The sequence below is a fragment of the Acinetobacter sp. CAU_H_78 genome (assembly GCF_058599365.1).
In genome coordinates this window covers 167948-186782 of record NZ_CM178652.1, presented here as the reverse complement: position 1 = coordinate 186782, position 18835 = coordinate 167948, and the positions used below count along the sequence as shown (strand labels likewise).

Genomic DNA, 18835 nt, shown 5'->3' with positions numbered 1-18835 from the left:
CCGTTACAACAGCAAATACAATAAAACAATGTATTAATATATTTTTTCTATTAAAAATATTTAAAATTTAATCAAAATTCAAAATATCTTGCTATTTTTGTTTCAGTTTTAAAATGAAGTTAATTTTTAATAATTTATTTTTATATCCATAATCACTAAATTTCAGGAATAATACTGTAAAAATAATGTAATCATTTGTTCAAATATTAAACAAACAAAACTTCAGCCCTGTATTTAATAGCTTAAACCTTGGGTTTAGCAGGGTATTGCGCCAATAAAATACCTACCAGAATAATGGCACCACCAAGGCTGTGGTAGATCGTCCAGGCTTCAGACAACCATAAATAAGCGATTAACGCCGTAAAGACCGGCATCAGATTCATAAAAATACTGCTACGGTTTGGGCCAAGTTGTTGTACAGCCATCATCCATAAGAATGGGGCAGCAATAGAGGGAAAAACTCCGGCATAAATAATACTTGCCGCATTATTGCTATTGATGGCATCCAAGCCTGAGTACAGCACTAAAGGAATGTGATAGAGAACGGCCAAAAAAATCTGCATATACAGACTAACCAATAGCGGAATCTGGATCTGCCATTTTTTGAGCAAAACGCCATAACAAGCATAGAAAAATACCGCAATCAGCATTAACAGATCACCAATATAATGGTCCCCTGCATCAAGCAAATGTGCCCACTGCCCCTGCCCCATCACATACATCAGACCAATAAAAGACAAAATACTGCCAATTACTGCCATTAAGGTGGGACGAACATGTAAAAGAAAGATTCCGACAATAATGGTAAAAATCGGAATAAAGGCATTGATCAGGCCCATATTGGTGGCACTGGTATAATGTGCCGAGGTATAAGCCAGCCCTTGATACAACACCATGCCCAATGCACTTAAGACAGCCAGATGCCCCAGATGTGGTCGAATTTCTGGCCAGGCTTTGCGAACCTTAGGCCACATTAACGGCGTTAAAATCAGCAGAGCCAGAACCCAGCGATAAAAACTGATACTTAAGGGAGAAATATAATCCGCCACATAACGGTTAACGGTCATATTCAATGACCAGATCAGGACCGCAGTCAAGGGAAGCAGCATGGCCCACCACATTGTTTTTTGCTGCTGCGTCATAACTTCATCCCTGTCTCTATCTATTGTTAATCTATGCCCTCTTGGCAAGTGCCTAAGCATAATTGATTTTTCAACTAAAATTAATGCTATTTGTAGCCGGCAAGTAAGCATTTCACTGATTCCGACTTGTACTGTATTTAAATACCCGTTAAAACAAATAGCCCTCATTCATTTAATAAAAAGGAAATCTGATGAGCACTTCTGTGTATGACATTCCGGTAAAAACGATTCAAGGAACGGACACGACGCTGAACCAGTATCAAGGCAAAGCCTTGCTATTGGTGAATGTGGCATCAAAATGCGGCCTCACTCCACAATACGAAGGCTTGCAAAAACTCTATGAGGATAAAAAAGCCGAAGGACTGGAAATCTTAGGTTTCCCTTCCAATGATTTTCTGGAACAGGAACCTGGAAGTGAAAAGGAAATTCAGGAATTCTGTTCCCTGAACTATCAGGTGGATTTCCCGCTGTTTGCCAAAATTCCGGTCGTGGGTGAAGCTAAACATCCTTTGTATGCCACTTTGACTCAGGCGGTGCCAGAACGTATCGGTGAAGGTCCATGGTGGAAAGATCTGGTCGACTATGGCCTGACTCCAAATGAACCGCCTGAAGTCCTCTGGAACTTTGAAAAATTCCTGGTGAACAAACAGGGTGAAGTCGTTGCACGTTTTGCACCGGATATCACGGCAGATGATCCACGCCTGCTGGATACAATCAATGCCGAGCTTGCTAAATAAGTCTTTTTTAAATAGGTCGGTTGCAACTGATGACCAGTTTAGCCGACCTGGCTCATAGGCATGAACATTGAATTTCATATTTTTTTCACAAACTTATCTAAAATTTATGTTTGCTGAAACCGCCCAGACCCGATAAAACAAGAGTCTATTTCCATAACAACTCGAGTAAAATAATATGAGCCAGTCCATTTATGAGATTCCGGTAAAAACCGTCACTGGAGAAAATACGACTTTGTCCGATTATCAGGACAAAGTCCTGCTGATTGTGAATGTCGCATCAAAATGTGGTCTAACCCCACAATATGAAGGACTGCAAAAACTTTATAATGAGAAGAAAACCGAAGGACTGGAAATTCTGGCTTTTCCTGCGAATAACTTTAAAGGTCAGGAACCGGGTACAGACGAGGAAATCCAGCAGTTCTGCAGTCTGAACTACAATGTGGATTTCCCGCTATTCTCCAAGATCTCTGTCGTGGGTGAAGATCAGCATCCTCTTTACCATTATCTGACCCAAGCTCAGCCGCAACGTACAGGGGGCGAAGATTTTGCAGAGCGCCTGAAAAGTTTTGGCAATACGCCAAATGAATTACCAGAAGTGCTGTGGAACTTTGAGAAATTCCTGGTCAACAAGCAAGGTGAAGTGGTCGCGCGTTTTGCACCCAATATTCCGGCAGATGATGCTCGCTTGCAAGATGTAATCAATGCAGAATTGGCTAAATAATTTGTAACAGTAATGTAAGTATCTATTTCAATAATAGATACTTATTCTTTATATTAAAATCAAATACTTATAACCATATTTACGTAGCTCTAAAATCTCCAAGATTTACGCTTAATTTTTATTTTTCTACAACACTTCATTCCATATTTATCAATGAGTTGAGCCTAATATGCAGTTATCCCAAGAGAGATAACGATAGGTTCAAAACATGAAAAACTTAGTAAAAGCAGTCGTATTTTCATTATCTAGTGCACTTGTGGCGACTTCAGCTTTTGCTGCAGCTCCAGAGCATCACTCGCAACATCATCAGCCACAAAAAACACATGTTCAGCAGCATGCGCAGCATAAATCTCCTGCACACGCTCAACAGTATAAACAGGTGTATAAAAAAGTAGATCCTTCACGCGATTGGCGCGTAGGTCAAAAAGTACCATCTCAATTCCAGAGTAAAGTGTACAAGGTAGATCACAGCAAATACAAAAAACTCAGTAAACCCGGCAAGAACCAGCAATGGATCAAAGTAAATGGTGACTATATCCTGACCAATGTAATGAACCATAAAATCGTGAAAATTATCGCAGCTTAAACGCTGCCCTCCTCGGTGAAAAAAGCGCTTCGGCGCTGCTGTCCCATAGTTGAAGTGATGCAGTTTAAGCTACGCGCGTGTGGCAGGGATGCCACACATTACCCATCACGACAGGACGTCGTGTATGGGTAATAAAAGACTTTTGCCTACTTTGGGTCTTTCCAAAGTAGGGTGTTGCCTACACAAAGTCATTTAAACTTTTAAACAAAATATGAGGCTGTGTAATATTCAACTATAAATATTAATTAAATTTCATATAGTTAGAGATATTTTTATTGCTTCATACAAATCTAGTTAAAATTGTGGGACAGTAGTGAGCGCTTTGGCGCTTTTTTTATATTTGAATATCTGTCCTCAGGCTTTTTTGTTATTCATTTGCAACTCTCCCTATTTTCTACAACTTTCATCCCTATATTAAAGTCTGTAAGCAGCAAACGATGAGCACCCCGATGAAATTTAAGCAAATTCTCCAAAATAGCGTATTACCTTTTGCCCTTTTTACCGGTGCATTGAGTTTGCTGGGCTGTGATCAGGTTGCTGCTCCTGCTTCCTATACTGAAAAACCGGACCAGCACAATGTAGAGGCTGAACAGACAGAAGTACTAAATACTGAAGTACAGCATTCTGCTGCAGACCTGAAAAGCGGCAATATGTTCTATATCGTACGTGATGTGGCCGACTTACAGTTAAAAGCTGGTGATTATGTGGCACAGCTAAAGCAAACCCAGACTGAACTGGAAACTGCAGTTAACGCCAAAGATAGCTCTCAATTACAGAGCGCCGCAATACAGTTACAGCAGCAGTTAAAAAGCTTTAACCAGACTTTAAATGGCTTGAATCTAAAGAGTCAGGAAGTCGATCAGGTACGTAGTAACCTGATAAGTGCTAACCAGCAGGCATTGGCATCGCCTTTCCTGAATGGCCAAATGGATTTAACTCAAGTGGATATTCAGAAAATTAAAAATCAAATGGGCAATATCCAACTGGAGATGGTGAAACTTGCCAGCATGATCATTTCAGATCATTCAGCTCAAGAAAAAACATCAGAAAGCTAATTTTCTCTTAGCTCTAAACATGCAAGACAGACCTTTCGATCATACTGAACTGGTCTGTCTTGATTTTGCTCTATGTTATGTTGCTGTGGGATTTTGCATTAAAGCCGCATATCAATCACGATACGGCCATCAATTTTACCTTTTTCCATACGATCAAAAATATCGTTGATATTTTCAAGCGGTTCAACATGAATATGTGCTTTGACTTTACCGCGCGCGGCAATATCTAGCGCTTCTTTTAAATCCAGACGTGTCCCAACAATTGAACCACGTACCGTAATTCCCTCCAGCACCATGTTAAAGATCGACAAGTCAAAAGTGCCGGGCGGCAAACCATTTAAGACCATCGTACCACCGCGACGTATAATCGACACGGCTTGTTCAAAGGCTTTCGGAGAAACCGCAGTCACCAAGACACCATGACAACCTTCACCCGTTGCCTGCAATACCGCCTCTTTCACATCGGTTTTTAAGGCATTAATGCCGACATCGGCGCCGAGATTTTTGGCCAACTCAAGTTTTGAGTCATCAACATCAATCGCCACGACATTAAAACCCATTGTTTTCGCATATTGCACCGCCACATGACCTAGACCGCCAATACCGGAAATGGCAACCCAATCCCCAGTTTTAGCCTCGGTCATTTTCAGTCCTTTATAAACGGTGACACCAGCACATAGAATAGGTGAGATTTCCAGTAGATCGACACCCTCAGGAATCACACCGACATAATCACCATCGGCTAAGCAATATTCTGCAAAACTGCCGTTGACCGAATAGCCTGAGTTCTGTTGTTGTTTACATAAGGTTTCCCAGCCCGCATAGCAATGATCACAATGCCCACACGCTGAATATAACCAAGGAATACCGACGATATCACCAACTTCTAAATGTTCAATTCCTTCACCAATTTCAACTACTTCACCCACCCCTTCATGCCCGGGGATAAAAGGTAAGGTTGGCTGAACAGGCCAATCGCCATGCATGGCATGTAAGTCGGTATGACAGACACCTGTCGCGATAATTTTGACCAAGACTTTGCCCGGCGTGACTTTAGGAATTTCGACTTGTTGTATTTGTAGTGGTTGATTAAATGCAGTCACTACGGCTGCTTTCATTGTTGCCATATTTATTCTCTCCATCTTATAAGTGTTGAGATTATTTTTTAAACAACCTTGTTCTACTATAGAGGAAGAATAAATAGGTCAGCGTGATGAATTTGTAAGCAATTCTCTCGGTTTGCTACTTCTTGTGATTCACTGCCTGATGATCGGTTTATCGACTACACCTCACAAAATGTCATGCTGTAAATTTACAATATTTTTAATCTAAAATTTTCCGCATGTTGTTGATAGACCATATCCAAATCCATTGAAAAATTGAGAGTTTTTAAGCATGGGAAATCTCTCAACCAGAAAATAAACAACTGCCTCTTTTTCTTACTTTAAGATTGAGCAAATTCATAAGTATTACAGTTTTTATCTTGTCCGAGTGCACGTTGCACATCTTGCTTAAAACGGGCTTGAGCAAAATGATATTTGGCTGGCAGGAACAGGGTAATTCGAGTTTTGTCAGCTCCCATTCCCTCCACCAACATTTTATGCAGAAAAGTACCATTTTCTGTACGCGCCATCAGCGTGCCCTGCTCCAAATGTTCTTCCAGCCGATTGTCGGTATACACATAAGCTTCTGCTGAGGTGAACGCCACACAATGGTTATAGGCTTGTCTTAGGTTGCGAAAAGCGGATAAATAGGGAATTTCAAGTTCTGTACTGATGCCATTATCCACCGATTCTGCCACCAATGCGGCTTCAGTTGCGACATTCGGTGTGGTGACATATTGGCTTTGGCAGGCAAGCAGCGGCATTGCCAGCAATAAGCAGAAACATAATCGAAGTGTATACATAAAAAGTCCTGACCTATTTTGTTGTTATTGGTAGTGCAGAAATTGTAGCAAAAGCCTGTAGCTGCTTTAATATGCAATATAAGGCCTACAGATTTTTTCATCCACTATGCAACTGATTATTTTTACCGGCGTACAAGCATCGGGTAAATCCACATTTTATATGTTGAATTTATACCACAGTCATTTGCGTATTAATCTTGATATGCTGAAAACTCGACATCGTGAAAATATAATTTTTGAAGCTGGTTTAGTGTCTAAAACCAAAATGGTGATTGATAATACCAACCCGACACGTATGGATCGTGCACGTTATATTCAACGTGCGCGAGATGCTGGCTTTGACGTGATTGCTTATTATTTTGACACTGATTTGGCCAGTACTTTAGAGCGTAATAGTTATAGAGAAGGTAAGGCCAATATTCCTGAAATTGGGATTCGAGCCACCTATAAAAAATTAGAAATTCCCTGCTATGCAGAAGGTTTTACTGAAATTTTTAAGCTTAAAATTATTGCCAATGGCGAGTTTTCAATCTTACCGATGAACCCATAACCGCATAAACCAGTTATTCAGCTTGCTGCTGTTGCCATGTTTTAAACGCAGCTTGCATGGCTTGTCGTTCATACGGTTTCACCAAGCGACTTTCCAAAGAACTAAAATCACCTCTATAGGTTGCAGCCACCATCTCTTTTGCCAGTTCTTGAATACTGACACGACCACGATGCTCATATTGCTGCACTTCTTCATGCGTCAATTCCACATCCCAACAAGACACCACCGAACTCATATCGACTGCAATACTTAAATAATATTGATCAAAGTCTTGGTAAAGTTCCCAAAAGTGAGGTTCAAAAGCGATGAGATTCATAAGGCAGTATTAGGCAGTTGAATTGAATGAGAATAAATTAAAACATGAATAAAATACATGCAACTTTAGATTGATCAGTTTTTTCAAATACCTTAGGCATAAAAAAACCACCCTTTCGGGTGGTTTCTTCAATCTCAAACCAGCAATTACATTGCACGGTTTTTGATTTTGCGGATCGTTTCCAGCTGAGCAGCAGTTTCTGCAAGAGCAGCCAAAGCAGCAGCAGAGTCCAAATCGCTCTTTTGATTTGCCAGCAATTGTTCAGCGTGTTTACGCGCTTCAATAATTGCCGCTTCATCCAAGTTTTCTGCACGGACTGCTGTATCAGCAAGAACCGTAACAACATGCGGTTGAACTTCTAGAACACCACCAGATACATAGATTAATTCTTCTGTACCGTTTTCCAAAATAACGCGGATCGCGCCAGGTTGGAGCAAAGTTACCAGCGGAGCATGACCAGGCATAATACCTAACTCACCGCCAGCACCTTTAGCAATTAGCATAGTTACAGTGCCTGAGTACAAAGACTCTTGAACACTTACAACGTCACATTGCATAGTCGCCATGAGAATCTCCTAAATTAGGGAACTAATTAAAGTTTCTCAGCTTTAGCAATCACTTCGTCAATACCACCAACCATGTAGAACGCTTGTTCTGGGATGTGATCGTATTCACCAGCTAGAAGACCTTTAAAGCCACGAATCGTTTCTTTAAGCGGTACAAGTTTACCAGGAGCACCAGTAAACACTTCAGCTACGTGGAACGGTTGAGAGAAGAAACGTTGGATCTTACGTGCACGGTATACAGTAAGTTTGTCTTCTTCTGACAATTCGTCCATACCAAGAATTGCGATAATGTCTTTCAATTCTTTATAACGTTGAAGAACGTTTTGAACTGAACGAGCGATTTCGTAATGCTCAGTACCAACTACAAGTGGATCTAGCTGACGTGAAGTAGAGTCAAGTGGATCGATCGCAGGGTAAATACCTTGAGAAGCGATGTCACGGCTCAATACAACAGTTGCGTCCAAGTGAGCGAACGTAGTTGCAGGCGATGGATCTGTTAAGTCATCGGCAGGTACGTATACCGCTTGGATTGACGTAATAGAACCAGACTTAGTCGATGTAATTCGTTCTTGAAGAACACCCATCTCTTCTGCAAGAGTCGGTTGGTAACCTACTGCAGATGGCATACGGCCTAGAAGTGCTGATACTTCAGTACCTGCTAGTGTATAACGATAGATGTTATCGACGAACAATAGTACGTCACGGCCTTTACCGTTTTCGTCTTTTTGATCACGGAAGTACTCAGCCATAGTCAAACCAGTCAACGCTACGCGTAAACGGTTACCTGGTGGCTCGTTCATCTGACCGTAGACCATTGCTACTTTGTCAAGAACGTTAGAGTCTTTCATTTCGTGATAGAAGTCATTACCTTCACGAGTACGTTCACCAACACCAGCAAACACAGATAAACCTGAGTGCGCTTTCGCGATGTTGTTGATCAACTCCATCATGTTTACAGTTTTACCAACACCGGCACCACCGAACAGACCAACTTTACCACCTTTCGCGAACGGGCATAGTAAGTCGATGACTTTAATACCAGTTTCTAGAAGGTCAGTAGAAGCCGCTTGTTCTGCATAAGAAGGCGCTTGACGGTGAATTGGTAAACGCTCTTCAGTCGCAACAGGACCAGCTTCGTCGATCGGGCGACCAAGAACGTCCATGATACGGCCAAGAGTCGCTGTACCTACTGGTACAGAGATCGGAGCGTTAGTGTTAGTTACGTTCAAACCACGCTTAAGGCCTTCAGTAGAACCCATTGCAATAGTACGAACTACGCCATCACCAAGTTGTTGCTGAACTTCTAATGTAGTTTCAGTACCGTCAACTTGGAGAGCGTCATAGATCTTAGGAACGCTGTTACGTTCAAACTCGACGTCGATAACCGCGCCGATGATCTGAATGATACGACCGCTACTCATTGCTGTCTCCTCAATTCAAACTAATATATGTTAAACGGCAGCGGCACCACCAACGATCTCAGAAATTTCCTGAGTAATCGCGGCTTGACGCAGCTTGTTATAAATAAGTTGCAGGTTCTTGATCAATTCACCCGCGTTATCAGTTGCAGCTTTCATTGCAACCATACGAGCAGACTGCTCACACGCGATATTTTCGATCACACCTTGATACACCACAGACTCGATGTAACGAACCAACAAGCCATTTAAAAGCTCTTCAGCTTCAGGCTCGTAGATGTAGTCCCAACCGTATTGACGGTTAAGCGTCTTGTCTTCTTCAGCAGCTGCCAAAGGAACAAGCTGTTCGATCTTTTGGTTTTGAGTCATGGCGTTGACAAAGCCGTTAGAAACCAGATAAATACGATCTAATTCGCCTTTATCATAAGCGTCTAACATCACCTGTACAGAACCAGATAACTGTTCAAGACTTGGAGTGTCGCCCACTTGAGTGGTCGCACCAAGCACTTTACCGCCGTAGTTTTTAAAAAACGAAACCGCTTTTTGACCAATCAAAGCAAATTGAACTTCAATTGACTGCTCTTGTTGCTGCTGAACGTGTTTTACCACTTTCTTGAACAGGTTAATGTTCAAACCACCAGCAAGGCCACGATCTGAAGACACAATGATATAGCCAACGCGCTTAACAGGACGTTCAACCATATAACGGTGTTTATATTCAGGATTCGCTTGTACCAAATGAGCAATTACACGGTGCATATTTTCGGCATACGGACGGCCTTGAGCCATGCGCTCTTGCGCACGACGCATCTTAGAAGCTGCTACCATCTGCATCGCGCGAGTAATTTTCTGCGTGCTTTTGATACTAGCTACTTTGGCGCGAATTTCTTTTAAATTTGCCATACGCTTAACCTAGTATTCGAAGGCCCTTACGAGCCCTCGAAGGTTGATTCCGTGAACCAAACCAACACCAATCTAGCAAGTTGCTAAATTAGTAAGTTTGAGTCGCTTTGAATTTTTCAATACCAGCTTTGAATTCAGCTTCGATATCTTTATCCCAAGCACCAGTCTCGTCAATTTTTTGCATTAACGCAGCGTGTTCTGAACGGAAGTAAGCAATTAACGCAGCGTCAAAGTCTACGATTTTCTTAACTTCTACGTCAGCCATGTAGCCTTCGTTAGATGCATAAACTGATACAGCTTGGTCAGCGATTGAGTATGGAGCATATTGTTTTTGCTTCATCAACTCAGTTACGCGTTGACCGTGTTCAAGCTGTTTACGAGTTGCTTCGTCAAGGTCAGAAGCGAACTGAGCAAACGCTGCCAATTCACGGTACTGTGCAAGTGCAGTACGGATACCACCAGACAATTTCTTGATGACTTTAGTCTGCGCAGAACCACCAACACGAGATACAGAGATACCCGCGTTCACAGCAGGACGAATACCTGCGTTGAACAATGATGTTTCAAGGAAGATCTGACCGTCAGTAATCGAAATTACGTTGGTTGGTACGAATGCAGATACGTCACCTGCTTGAGTTTCAATAATCGGCAATGCAGTTAATGAACCAGTTTGGCCTTTAACTTCACCGTTAGTGAATTTCTCAACGTAGTCAGCAGATACACGAGAAGCACGTTCAAGTAGACGTGAATGTAGATAGAACACGTCACCTGGATAAGCTTCACGACCTGGTGGACGACGAAGAAGCAATGAAATTTGACGATACGCAACAGCTTGTTTAGACAAGTCATCATAGATGATCAGAGCGTCTTCACCGCGGTCACGGAAGTATTCACCCATTGTACAGCCAGAGTATGGAGCCAAGAACAGCATTGCTGCTGGATCGGCTGCAGCTGCTGCTACAACAGTTGTATACGCCATAGCGCCAGTTTCTTCTAGCTTACGTACTACGTTTGCGATAGTTGATTGTTTTTGACCAACTGCAACGTAGATACATTTAATGCCAGAGTTTTTCTGAGCGATGATCGCGTCGATCGCCATAGCTGTTTTACCAGTCTGACGGTCACCAATGATCAACTCACGTTGACCACGGCCTACTGGGATCATTGTATCTACTGATTTATAACCAGTTTGTACAGGTTGATCCACTGATTGACGCCAAATTACACCTGGTGCTACTTTTTCAACAGCATCAGAAAGTTTTGCATCAATAGGGCCTTTACCATCAATCGGGTTACCCAAAGCATCTACGACACGGCCAAGAAGTTCAGGACCAACCGGAACTTCTAATACACGACCTGTACAACGAGCTTTTTGACCTTCTTGAAGGCTTAAGTAGTTACCTAAAACAACGACGCCCACTGAATCCTGTTCTAGGTTCAGTGCCATACCGTATAAGCCGCCGTCGAATTCGATCATTTCACCGTACATTGCATCAGCAAGGCCGTGAATGCGCACAATACCGTCGGATACCATAACAATGGTACCTTCGTTTTTAGCGGTCGCGCTGGTGTCCAGATCGCCGATACGCTGTTTAATGAGCGCACTGATCTCGGATGGATTCAGTTGTTGCATTGCGCTATACCTCAATCTTTTTAAAGTTCAGTCTTCTTATTTATTAAGCAAGAAGACGAGTACGCATTTTTTCAAGCTTATTAAGCGCAGAATCATCTATCACTTGGTCGCCTGCACGAATAACCACACCCGCGATTAACGCTGGGTTAACTTCTACAGAAACATTTACGGCAGCTTCGAATTTTTTCTCTAATGCATGCGCAAGTAATTGTTCTTGAACAGAAGTTAATGGGAATGCAGATTCAATCACTACATCCACAGTATTGTTATTCTGTGATTTAAGCTGCTCAAATTCTGCTGCAATCTCAGGAAGAAGAACCAAACGATCGTTTTCAGCAAGCAATGTCAAAAAGTTTGACACTGATGCAGTTTGGTCTTCACCTAAAACTTTAGCGAAAAGAGCCACCTGCTCAGCAGGTGTAAGCTCAGGGCGATTTAGATAAGCTGAAAATGCTTCGTCTTGCACCGCAGCACTAAGCAATTCAAGTACAGTTGACCAAGTGTCAGCTGCACTTTGCTCAGAAGCGTAAGCAAATGCTGCTTTTGCGTAAGGGCGTGCCAACGTCAAGAGTTCAGCCATAATCCGCCTCTCTTAAAGTTTAGCAGCCAGCTGAGTCAGCATGGCATTGTGAGCTTCTGCGTCAACTTGTTGGCTAAGAATTTTCTCAGCGCCAGCTACTGCAAGAGCAGCCACTTGTTGACGTAATTCTTCGCGAGCAGCATTGATTTCAGTATCAACAGCATCTTTCGCTTGTTGACGAATACGTTCACCTTCAGCAGATGCTTGAGTGCGCGCTTCTTCTACCAATTGTGCTGCACGACGGTTCGCTTGTTCGATCAATTGAGCCGCTTGAGCTTTTGCCGCGTCTAGTTCAGCTTTCACTTGTGCTTGCGCATCTGCAAGGTCAGCCTTCGCTTTTTCAGCAGCATTTAAGCCATCAGCGATTTTACGCTGACGTTCACTAATCGCATTGATTAGTGGTGGCCATACAAACTTCATGCAGAATGCGACAAAAATCGCAAACGCAATCGCTTGGCCAAACAATGTGAGGTTGATATTCATTGCAAATTCCTCAAATAGTGAATTTCGGAATTAAGCTGATTAACCTACAAATGGATTAGCGAAGATGAAGAACAAGCCAATACCAACACCGATCATAGGCACAGCATCAAGAAGACCCGCGATTAAGAACATACGAGTTTGAAGTTGTGGAGCCAATTCTGGTTGACGAGCTACAGCTTCAAGGAAACGGCCGCCTAGAAGACCAAAACCAATCGCAGTACCTAAAGCACCGAAAGCGATCAAGATAGCAGATGCAATTGCAACTAGACCTAAAGTGAGTTCCATGAAAAATTCCTCAGAGGTTAGGTTTTATACCAAATTAAGTTAAAAAATTGTGTGCCCAACCGCCCGATGACAGTTAGGCCATACCATTAATGCTTTTCGCTTGCCATGCTCATGTACACGATTGTCAACATCATGAAAATGAATGCTTGTAGCGTAATAATCAAAATGTGGAAAATCGCCCAAGGCACAGACAATGCCCACTGGATCCAGAACGGTAATAACGCGATAAGAATGAAGATTAACTCACCCGCATACATGTTACCGAACAGTCGTAGAGCCAATGAAACTGGTCGCGCCAAGAAAGTAGTCAATTCCAACAATAAGTTGAATGGAATTAAAAGCACTTTAGCAACTGGATTACTTGGGTTAAATGGGTTAAGTGCCAACTCACCAACGAAGCCGCCAACACCTTTCTCACGAATACTATAGAAAATAATTAAGAAGAATACAGAAATAGACATACCTAAGGTAATGTTTGGATCTGTAGTCGGAACAATTTTAAAGTAAACCTGATGAGGGTCCACACCCAGCATAGATGCAATCGCCTGTTGAGCTACATAAGGAATAAAGTCAACAGGGATTAAATCCATCAAGTTCATGAGGAAAATCCACACGAAAATGGTTAATGCTAAGGGTGCAATTAATCGAGACTTCCCATGGAAGGTATCACGTACACTTGAATCTACAAACTCGATAATCACTTCAATTACTGACTGGAATTTACCAGGCACGCCTGAATTTGCAGCTTTCGCGACAATCCAGAACAATAAACAGAAGATCAGACCAAGTCCGATAGACCAACCCATTGAATCCAAGTGAATAGCAGTGAACCCCATCTGTTGAGCTTCTTCAGCAGACTCAGCCAACTTCCATGAACCGTCTGGCATTTTGCCATAGGTCATGTTGGTCAAGTGATGCTTGATATACTCGGTCGAAGTAAGGGCATGTTCTTCAGCAGCCATAAATCACACCTGGTCAATGTCAAAAAACTATAGAACAAACGAATATCGCGTGCTGCTTGATATCTCGCCTGCTCCTAAAAAAACTTTTCAATTTTTTGTTGTGTTTAAACTCGTTTTTGTAGACGTGACACCCAAAAAGGAGCGACCCACGACATGGCTTGAACGAGCATAAAACCACAAAACAACGCAACCGGGGATAACGGCTTGACATTGCTTAAAATTAAAATGAAACCAACAATCACAATTGCAAACTTGCCCATCAGGCCTTTATACATGTTCGAAAGAACCTGCTTAGATGCCCGGGCTCCTGCCGCTCGAAATGATTGCCATGAAAAATAACAACTCGCAAGCCAGCAGACGAACGCCCCCAAAGCGGCACTCAAGGCTACGGTTGAGTCTTTCACGACCCAGCCAATCAAGGCTGAAACAGGAATCATTAATGCTTGTAAGAGGACTAAAGCTTTCGCTAATCGTCGGTCAATCAAGCGACTAGTTCGGCTCATTATTTATTCACTCACAGCAAGCATGCTTGACAAGTTTAGCTGATGATTATTTTTAATCGCAGGCATTATAGAGTTACACCCCTGAACATGCAATCTTTTCCCGACCTTAGTCGTGTTTTTTTCAACAGATCAAATGCTGGCAAACTAATCAAAACTTGATTATTTTTAAATCATTGATGGGCATTTAACACACATTTACGGGTTTGCTCGGCCAATTTCTGCCAGGCCTGGATAAAGTCCCCTGCCCCACTCATGCTTTCATCGACACTCTGGAACACAATCGGTTTCAGTTTACGGTACTGATTTTCACCAGCATGTGCTTCTGCCAGCAGACACATTTTGCTCTGCACACGACTGTCTTGCAGATACTTGATCTGCGCCACGGTTGGTGACACATGTGGATCATCGGTTAAGGCTCCCATAAACTTCAGATTCAATGGGCGTTCCAGATATTGATAGGCATCATGATAGGACCAGTAAGGTTTAGCTTTACTTGTAGAACTATAACGCTGTGCAGTCAAAAACATAGTTTGGGCAAATTCACGCGCATTTTTCCAATAGGCTTCCCGATGCTCAGGCAGCTGCTGAGAACGTAATGCAGCAATAAAGAAACCGATGCGCACTGCATTGTTGGGATCGAGCCAGACATGGGTATCAACAGTATCTTTTAATGCTTGCCCACGTGGATTACGCATTGGCAAAGTGGTCAGAATACCCGAATCTAAAATCGCGATACTTTTATTGTTATTGTTCAACACTTTTGCCAACGGTGCTTCATGTGCCTGCCCTAACCAGATCACCAAGCCAGCATCCTGAATCGTTTTACGGTGTGCCGGGGTCAGGCTGACATCATGACCGCTTTGATTGGCCAATAATAAAGTCGGCTGTTCCACGCCTTGAGTAATGGTCTTGGCAATCAGATAAATCGGCTGCGTTGAAACCACCAGACTTTGCGACCAGCTAAGGGTACTGAACAAAGCCAGGCTACACAGGGCAAGGAAACGGAACATGAAGAGAAATCGCTATATAAGGACAAATTTAATAGTGTTATAATATAACAAAATTATAAAAATACCTATGCCCAATCGAAACTCTGGGCGCTTCATGTTAAGATTTGAAATCTTTTAATTTTCAGTTTCGCACCTGAGGTGAACTATGGGTTCATGTTCGCACGAACACCACAATGCATTGCACGGCGTACACGACCATCCAAATGTCGCGCAACGCCTGGCCGAAGCAGAGAGTCTTTGTGCGGCAAGTGGCGCACGCCTCACTCCTTTGCGTAAAGAGGTACTGGAACTGATTCTGAATGCAAGCGGCCCGATGGGTGCGTATGATCTGCTGGCACAAATGAAAAATGCCAGCGACCGTCCCGCTGCCCCACCGACCGTGTACCGTACACTCGACTTTTTATTAGAAAAAGGCTTTATTCATCGCCTGACCTCTATTAATGCCTATATTCCCTGCTGCCATCCGCGTGAAGGCCATCAGGCGGCATTCTTGATTTGTACTGAATGTAAAGCAGTCAAAGAAGCATCTGCACAAGGTTTATTAGAACAACTGGATGCCTTGGCGGCTTCAGACGATTTTAGTGCACACCACAGCATTATCGAAATTTCAGGAATCTGTCAGCAGTGTCGCAACAAAGCTTGAATGCATCACCCTTGATCCAGCTTTGCAAGATCTGGGTCAATATTGATGATCGTGACATTTTAAAGGCTATTGATTTCTCGCTACAGGAGAAAGAGATTGTTACGCTGATTGGTCCGAACGGTGCCGGTAAGTCGACCTTAATAAAGGTCATGCTTGGGATCGTCAAACCGAAATCCGGTGAAATCAAAACGGCGCGTAAGCTGAAATTTTCTTATGTGCCACAAAAATTCAATCCGTCACATAGTCTGCCGCTACGGGTTAAAGATCTGCTGGCACTAGAAAAATGCCCTTCAGCTATTAAAGCTGAAATCATTCGGGATACTGGCATTGCCAAGCTGGAAAATTCCAAAGTTCAACAGCTTTCTGGCGGTGAACGTCAACGTGTGTTGTTGGCTCGTGCCTTATTACGTCAGCCGGATATTCTAGTACTGGATGAACCGATGCAGGGTCTAGATATTCAGTCTGAGGCTGAACTGTATGAATATGTGCGTAGCCTGCCGGAAAAATATGGCTGTGCCATTTTAATGGTCTCGCATGACCTGCAATGGGTGATGCAAGGTACGCATCGTGTGGTATGTCTCAACAAACATATCTGCTGTAGCGGGCTACCGGAAAGTGTGCAGCAACATCCAGAATATCAGGCCATTTTTGGTACCAACCGGGTGTTCTACCAGCATCATCATGACCATTGTGCGCATGGTGACTCCGCGACACCATGCCAGCACGATTCACGTCCCCACATTCACCCCGAGCCGGAAGCTTAAGCCATGATGGATTGGTTATCTCTCCTATTACCTGCATGGATTATGGGAACACTCTTGGTGTTCCTGACCGCACCGCTCGGCTGTCTGATGCTGTGGCGTCGTATGTCTTTCTTTGCAGATACGATGGCACATGGTACTTTGCTCGGCGTTGCTATTGCCGGTGCGATGAGCCTGCCACTCTGGATGGGTGTCAGCTTTATTGCAGTCTTATTGGTCGCTGTACTTTGGGTACTGTATGACCCACGCTTGCCAAATGATGCGCTGCTTGCACTCTGCTCCGCCACCCTGCTCTGTTCAGGGCTGTTATTCATTCAGCATTTACCGAATTTAAGACCGGAACTGCTTAGCTATTTGTTTGGTGATCTACTCACCATTTCATGGACAGATCTTCCTACTTTTGCCGTCGTGATTATCTTGGCATTGGCCGTTCTATATAAAAGCTGGCAGGCACAAATCCAAATTGCAATTGATCCTGATATGGCGATCAGTGAAGGGGTGAATGCAAAACTGCAACGTCTGATCTTTATGCTGTTATTGGCATTGTTTACTGTATTGGCATTACGTGCGGTCGGTTCACTCTTGATGGGTGCATTGCTGGTGATTCCAGCTTTGACGGCTCGCCTACTGGCAAATTCTCCTCGTCAAATGGTGATCTGGGCTTTTGTGATTGCACAAATTGGTGTGACAGTCGGGCTCTGGTCAAGTGCAGGTCTGAATACGTCAACAGGTCTGACCATTGTGCTGACCATGTCAGTGCTGTTTACCGCTATTTTTATCCTACAGAAGTTTAAAAAACTGGCTTAAGGCATGACAGGCAAATTTTATCTAATTAGTGCCTGCTTGCTCGGACACAAGGTCCGTTATGATAGTCGCGACTGTCTGGTAAAAGAGTTGGTCGATTATTTATTGCCGGAGCAATATGTCACGATTTGCCCTGAAGTCAGTGGTGATTTGCCTATCCCCCGACCCGCCGCAGAAATTCAAGGCGGTACAGGATTAGAAGTTCTTAAAGGTTTAGCTCAAATAACAGATATTCAAGGACAAGATATATCTACTGCTTTTATACAGGGAGCTTATGCTGCCTTGGAACTAGCACAGAAATTTCAAGTCACCCATGCAGTCTTAAAAGCCAATAGTCCATCTTGCGGCAGCAAGCTGATTTATGATGGTTCATTTACTGGCAATAAAATTCAGGGTGATGGCGTAACGGCTGCATTATTTAAACAGCATGATATTAAGGTCATGACTGAAGATGAATTTTTACAGATGATTCTTTAAGAGATCGTTGAATTCCATCTCCTTTAAGGAGAGGTTTCCCTACTGATGCACCAAACTCAATAAAAACGCAGCTCCAGCGAACAAGCTGGCAAAAGTTCGATTCATGACTTTCTGCTGTTTTGGCGATTTCAGAAGACGCAGAACCTTGGCAGCCAGACCGGTATAACCTGCCATCACGATCAGGTCAATCGTTACCATAGTCGCGGCCATAATCACATACTGAATCCATTGCGGTTTAGATAAGTCCAGAAATTGCGGCAATACTGCCAGCAAAAATACAATTGCCTTGGGATTACTCATATTGACCAGAAAACCGTGGATGATGAGTTTTCCAGCTGATTTTCGTGCGAGCTCATGTTTAATTTCAATCGACTGCGCTGGTGCTTTCCACTGCAAAAAGGCCAGATACAGTAAATAAGCAACTCCAAACCATTTCACTGCAAGAAATGCCCAAGGTGTAGTCGCGAACAATACCCCTGCCCCAGCAGCCACAATGGCAATTTGAACCAATAGGGCGAGTTGCAAGCCGAGCGCATTCCAGTATCCATGTCGAAAGCCATAATTTAGTCCGCTCGACATCGAAGCAATAGCACCCGCACCTGGAGAAATACTGATCACCCAACAGGCTAACATATAAGCAAACCAGACTTGATAGGACATGGAGATTTAACTCATTCAAATTCAGGATCTAATTATATGACTTTTCCAATATTTTCAGCCAAAAAAATTGCTTAAACATCAGACTGCATACTATTCACTCTATAGCGCTTCAGGCACAATAGCAGGATTGGATA

Annotated in this window: 24 protein-coding genes; 9 read left to right on the top strand and 15 right to left on the bottom strand. The window is 43.1% G+C overall.

The window, feature by feature from the left end; translation table 11 throughout:
- Window positions 1–242: 242 nt before the first annotated feature.
- Window positions 243–1142 (bottom strand): DMT family transporter, encoded by a 900-nt coding sequence (locus tag AC4MCD_RS00890; protein ID WP_491876408.1) that lies wholly within the window; start codon window positions 1140–1142, stop codon window positions 243–245.
- A gap of 191 nt (window positions 1143–1333) precedes the next feature.
- Between AC4MCD_RS00890 and AC4MCD_RS00885 the strand changes: the two genes are divergently transcribed.
- The 4 genes from AC4MCD_RS00885 to AC4MCD_RS00870 all read left to right on the top strand — a co-directional run bounded on the left by AC4MCD_RS00885 (window position 1334) and on the right by AC4MCD_RS00870 (window position 4241).
- On the top strand, window positions 1334–1879 hold the full coding sequence (locus AC4MCD_RS00885) for a glutathione peroxidase (RefSeq protein WP_491876407.1): 546 nt from the start codon (window positions 1334–1336) through the stop codon (window positions 1877–1879).
- A gap of 175 nt (window positions 1880–2054) precedes the next feature.
- The gene (locus AC4MCD_RS00880) at window positions 2055–2600 is read left to right on the top strand and encodes a glutathione peroxidase (protein WP_491876406.1); all 546 of its coding nucleotides are present in this window, start codon (window positions 2055–2057) and stop codon (window positions 2598–2600) included.
- 208 nt (window positions 2601–2808) lie between these two features.
- Entirely contained in the window at window positions 2809–3186 is a 378-nt protein-coding gene (locus tag AC4MCD_RS00875) for an RcnB family protein (protein ID WP_491876405.1), read from the top strand.
- A gap of 449 nt (window positions 3187–3635) precedes the next feature.
- The gene (locus AC4MCD_RS00870) at window positions 3636–4241 is read left to right on the top strand and encodes a PM1805 family lipoprotein (RefSeq protein WP_438114208.1); all 606 of its coding nucleotides are present in this window, start codon (window positions 3636–3638) and stop codon (window positions 4239–4241) included.
- Between the two features lie 98 nt (window positions 4242–4339).
- Here the strand turns inward: AC4MCD_RS00870 and adhP are convergent, their stop codons facing one another.
- Complete coding sequence (gene adhP / locus AC4MCD_RS00865; protein WP_067762726.1) at window positions 4340–5368, bottom strand: alcohol dehydrogenase AdhP; 1029 nt, start codon at window positions 5366–5368, stop codon at window positions 4340–4342.
- Between the two features lie 317 nt (window positions 5369–5685).
- Window positions 5686–6147: a hypothetical protein gene (locus tag AC4MCD_RS00860; RefSeq protein ID WP_491876404.1), complete on the bottom strand. Its 462-nt coding sequence runs from the start codon at window positions 6145–6147 to the stop codon at window positions 5686–5688.
- A gap of 106 nt (window positions 6148–6253) precedes the next feature.
- Here AC4MCD_RS00860 and AC4MCD_RS00855 point away from each other — a divergent pair, with 106 nt between their 5' ends.
- A complete protein-coding gene (locus tag AC4MCD_RS00855; RefSeq protein WP_067762728.1) occupies window positions 6254–6697 on the top strand; it encodes an AAA family ATPase in 444 nt (147 codons plus the stop codon).
- A 13-nt stretch (window positions 6698–6710) separates the two neighbouring features.
- Here the strand turns inward: AC4MCD_RS00855 and AC4MCD_RS00850 are convergent, their stop codons facing one another.
- The 11 genes from AC4MCD_RS00850 to AC4MCD_RS00800 all read right to left on the bottom strand — a co-directional run bounded on the left by AC4MCD_RS00850 (window position 6711) and on the right by AC4MCD_RS00800 (window position 15356).
- A complete protein-coding gene (locus AC4MCD_RS00850; protein WP_067762729.1) occupies window positions 6711–7013 on the bottom strand; it encodes a hypothetical protein in 303 nt (100 codons plus the stop codon).
- Between the two features lie 146 nt (window positions 7014–7159).
- Window positions 7160–7579, bottom strand: coding sequence for a F0F1 ATP synthase subunit epsilon (locus AC4MCD_RS00845; RefSeq protein WP_004780711.1), 420 nt, complete (start codon window positions 7577–7579; stop codon window positions 7160–7162).
- Window positions 7580–7605: 26 nt separating this feature from the next.
- Window positions 7606–9000 (bottom strand): F0F1 ATP synthase subunit beta, encoded by a 1395-nt coding sequence (gene atpD / locus AC4MCD_RS00840; protein WP_004780710.1) that lies wholly within the window; start codon window positions 8998–9000, stop codon window positions 7606–7608.
- A 30-nt stretch (window positions 9001–9030) separates the two neighbouring features.
- A complete protein-coding gene (gene atpG / locus AC4MCD_RS00835; RefSeq protein WP_004780708.1) occupies window positions 9031–9900 on the bottom strand; it encodes a F0F1 ATP synthase subunit gamma in 870 nt (289 codons plus the stop codon).
- An 88-nt stretch (window positions 9901–9988) separates the two neighbouring features.
- Window positions 9989–11533 (bottom strand): F0F1 ATP synthase subunit alpha, encoded by a 1545-nt coding sequence (gene atpA / locus AC4MCD_RS00830; RefSeq protein ID WP_004780707.1) that lies wholly within the window; start codon window positions 11531–11533, stop codon window positions 9989–9991.
- Between the two features lie 43 nt (window positions 11534–11576).
- Window positions 11577–12113: a F0F1 ATP synthase subunit delta gene (locus AC4MCD_RS00825; protein WP_419364982.1), complete on the bottom strand. Its 537-nt coding sequence runs from the start codon at window positions 12111–12113 to the stop codon at window positions 11577–11579.
- Between the two features lie 12 nt (window positions 12114–12125).
- Window positions 12126–12596 carry a F0F1 ATP synthase subunit B gene (locus tag AC4MCD_RS00820; RefSeq protein WP_067731406.1) on the bottom strand — a complete coding sequence of 157 codons (471 nt, stop codon included), beginning with the start codon at window positions 12594–12596 and terminating at the stop codon, window positions 12126–12128.
- Between the two features lie 39 nt (window positions 12597–12635).
- On the bottom strand, window positions 12636–12881 hold the full coding sequence (gene atpE / locus AC4MCD_RS00815) for a F0F1 ATP synthase subunit C (protein WP_000424060.1): 246 nt from the start codon (window positions 12879–12881) through the stop codon (window positions 12636–12638).
- 86 nt (window positions 12882–12967) lie between these two features.
- Window positions 12968–13843, bottom strand: a complete 876-nt coding sequence (gene atpB, locus AC4MCD_RS00810; RefSeq protein WP_004970145.1) for a F0F1 ATP synthase subunit A — start codon at window positions 13841–13843, stop codon at window positions 12968–12970.
- A gap of 104 nt (window positions 13844–13947) precedes the next feature.
- Complete coding sequence (locus AC4MCD_RS00805) at window positions 13948–14346, bottom strand: ATP synthase subunit I (RefSeq protein WP_166139355.1); 399 nt, start codon at window positions 14344–14346, stop codon at window positions 13948–13950.
- A 170-nt stretch (window positions 14347–14516) separates the two neighbouring features.
- The gene (locus tag AC4MCD_RS00800; RefSeq protein ID WP_180168100.1) at window positions 14517–15356 is read right to left on the bottom strand and encodes a metal ABC transporter solute-binding protein, Zn/Mn family; all 840 of its coding nucleotides are present in this window, start codon (window positions 15354–15356) and stop codon (window positions 14517–14519) included.
- 145 nt (window positions 15357–15501) lie between these two features.
- On the opposite strand from AC4MCD_RS00800, the gene AC4MCD_RS00795 reads away from it, so the two are divergent.
- From AC4MCD_RS00795 to AC4MCD_RS00780, 4 genes are read left to right on the top strand one after another with little or no spacing between them, the layout of a single operon-like run.
- Complete coding sequence (locus AC4MCD_RS00795; protein ID WP_005233384.1) at window positions 15502–15999, top strand: transcriptional repressor; 498 nt, start codon at window positions 15502–15504, stop codon at window positions 15997–15999.
- Window positions 15981–16763 carry a zinc ABC transporter ATP-binding protein ZnuC gene (gene znuC, locus AC4MCD_RS00790; protein WP_419364987.1) on the top strand — a complete coding sequence of 261 codons (783 nt, stop codon included), beginning with the start codon at window positions 15981–15983 and terminating at the stop codon, window positions 16761–16763. The genes AC4MCD_RS00795 and znuC overlap by 19 nt, the downstream gene beginning before the upstream one ends.
- 3 nt (window positions 16764–16766) lie before the next feature.
- The gene (znuB, locus tag AC4MCD_RS00785) at window positions 16767–17567 is read left to right on the top strand and encodes a zinc ABC transporter permease subunit ZnuB (RefSeq protein WP_419364989.1); all 801 of its coding nucleotides are present in this window, start codon (window positions 16767–16769) and stop codon (window positions 17565–17567) included.
- 3 nt (window positions 17568–17570) lie between these two features.
- Window positions 17571–18041 (top strand): 2-thiouracil desulfurase family protein, encoded by a 471-nt coding sequence (locus AC4MCD_RS00780; protein ID WP_491876403.1) that lies wholly within the window; start codon window positions 17571–17573, stop codon window positions 18039–18041.
- 39 nt (window positions 18042–18080) lie between these two features.
- Here the strand turns inward: AC4MCD_RS00780 and AC4MCD_RS00775 are convergent, their stop codons facing one another.
- A complete protein-coding gene (locus AC4MCD_RS00775; RefSeq protein WP_491876402.1) occupies window positions 18081–18701 on the bottom strand; it encodes a LysE family transporter in 621 nt (206 codons plus the stop codon).
- Window positions 18702–18835: the final 134 nt, after the last annotated feature.

What these genes read in the sequence shown, in the direction of transcription:
- atpE (WP_000424060.1), bottom strand. Translation starts at nt 12,881, where the DNA reads ATGGAACTCACTTTAGGTCTAGTTGCAATTGCATCTGCTATCTTGATC.
- AC4MCD_RS00880 (WP_491876406.1), top strand. Translation starts at nt 2,055, where the DNA reads ATGAGCCAGTCCATTTATGAGATTCCGGTAAAAACCGTCACTGGAGAA.
- AC4MCD_RS00855 (WP_067762728.1), top strand. Translation starts at nt 6,254, where the DNA reads ATGCAACTGATTATTTTTACCGGCGTACAAGCATCGGGTAAATCCACA.
- AC4MCD_RS00845 (WP_004780711.1), bottom strand. Translation starts at nt 7,579, where the DNA reads ATGGCGACTATGCAATGTGACGTTGTAAGTGTTCAAGAGTCTTTGTAC.
- atpD (WP_004780710.1), bottom strand. Translation starts at nt 9,000, where the DNA reads ATGAGTAGCGGTCGTATCATTCAGATCATCGGCGCGGTTATCGACGTC.
- AC4MCD_RS00850 (WP_067762729.1), bottom strand. Translation starts at nt 7,013, where the DNA reads ATGAATCTCATCGCTTTTGAACCTCACTTTTGGGAACTTTACCAAGAC.
- AC4MCD_RS00875 (WP_491876405.1), top strand. Translation starts at nt 2,809, where the DNA reads ATGAAAAACTTAGTAAAAGCAGTCGTATTTTCATTATCTAGTGCACTT.
- AC4MCD_RS00800 (WP_180168100.1), bottom strand. Translation starts at nt 15,356, where the DNA reads ATGTTCCGTTTCCTTGCCCTGTGTAGCCTGGCTTTGTTCAGTACCCTT.
- znuB (WP_419364989.1), top strand. Translation starts at nt 16,767, where the DNA reads ATGATGGATTGGTTATCTCTCCTATTACCTGCATGGATTATGGGAACA.
- atpA (WP_004780707.1), bottom strand. Translation starts at nt 11,533, where the DNA reads ATGCAACAACTGAATCCATCCGAGATCAGTGCGCTCATTAAACAGCGT.
- AC4MCD_RS00805 (WP_166139355.1), bottom strand. Translation starts at nt 14,346, where the DNA reads ATGAGCCGAACTAGTCGCTTGATTGACCGACGATTAGCGAAAGCTTTA.
- AC4MCD_RS00885 (WP_491876407.1), top strand. Translation starts at nt 1,334, where the DNA reads ATGAGCACTTCTGTGTATGACATTCCGGTAAAAACGATTCAAGGAACG.
- AC4MCD_RS00870 (WP_438114208.1), top strand. Translation starts at nt 3,636, where the DNA reads ATGAAATTTAAGCAAATTCTCCAAAATAGCGTATTACCTTTTGCCCTT.
- AC4MCD_RS00825 (WP_419364982.1), bottom strand. Translation starts at nt 12,113, where the DNA reads ATGGCTGAACTCTTGACGTTGGCACGCCCTTACGCAAAAGCAGCATTT.
- adhP (WP_067762726.1), bottom strand. Translation starts at nt 5,368, where the DNA reads ATGGCAACAATGAAAGCAGCCGTAGTGACTGCATTTAATCAACCACTA.
- AC4MCD_RS00775 (WP_491876402.1), bottom strand. Translation starts at nt 18,701, where the DNA reads ATGTCCTATCAAGTCTGGTTTGCTTATATGTTAGCCTGTTGGGTGATC.
- AC4MCD_RS00860 (WP_491876404.1), bottom strand. Translation starts at nt 6,147, where the DNA reads ATGTATACACTTCGATTATGTTTCTGCTTATTGCTGGCAATGCCGCTG.
- AC4MCD_RS00820 (WP_067731406.1), bottom strand. Translation starts at nt 12,596, where the DNA reads ATGAATATCAACCTCACATTGTTTGGCCAAGCGATTGCGTTTGCGATT.
- AC4MCD_RS00795 (WP_005233384.1), top strand. Translation starts at nt 15,502, where the DNA reads ATGGGTTCATGTTCGCACGAACACCACAATGCATTGCACGGCGTACAC.
- atpG (WP_004780708.1), bottom strand. Translation starts at nt 9,900, where the DNA reads ATGGCAAATTTAAAAGAAATTCGCGCCAAAGTAGCTAGTATCAAAAGC.
- AC4MCD_RS00780 (WP_491876403.1), top strand. Translation starts at nt 17,571, where the DNA reads ATGACAGGCAAATTTTATCTAATTAGTGCCTGCTTGCTCGGACACAAG.
- AC4MCD_RS00890 (WP_491876408.1), bottom strand. Translation starts at nt 1,142, where the DNA reads ATGACGCAGCAGCAAAAAACAATGTGGTGGGCCATGCTGCTTCCCTTG.
- atpB (WP_004970145.1), bottom strand. Translation starts at nt 13,843, where the DNA reads ATGGCTGCTGAAGAACATGCCCTTACTTCGACCGAGTATATCAAGCAT.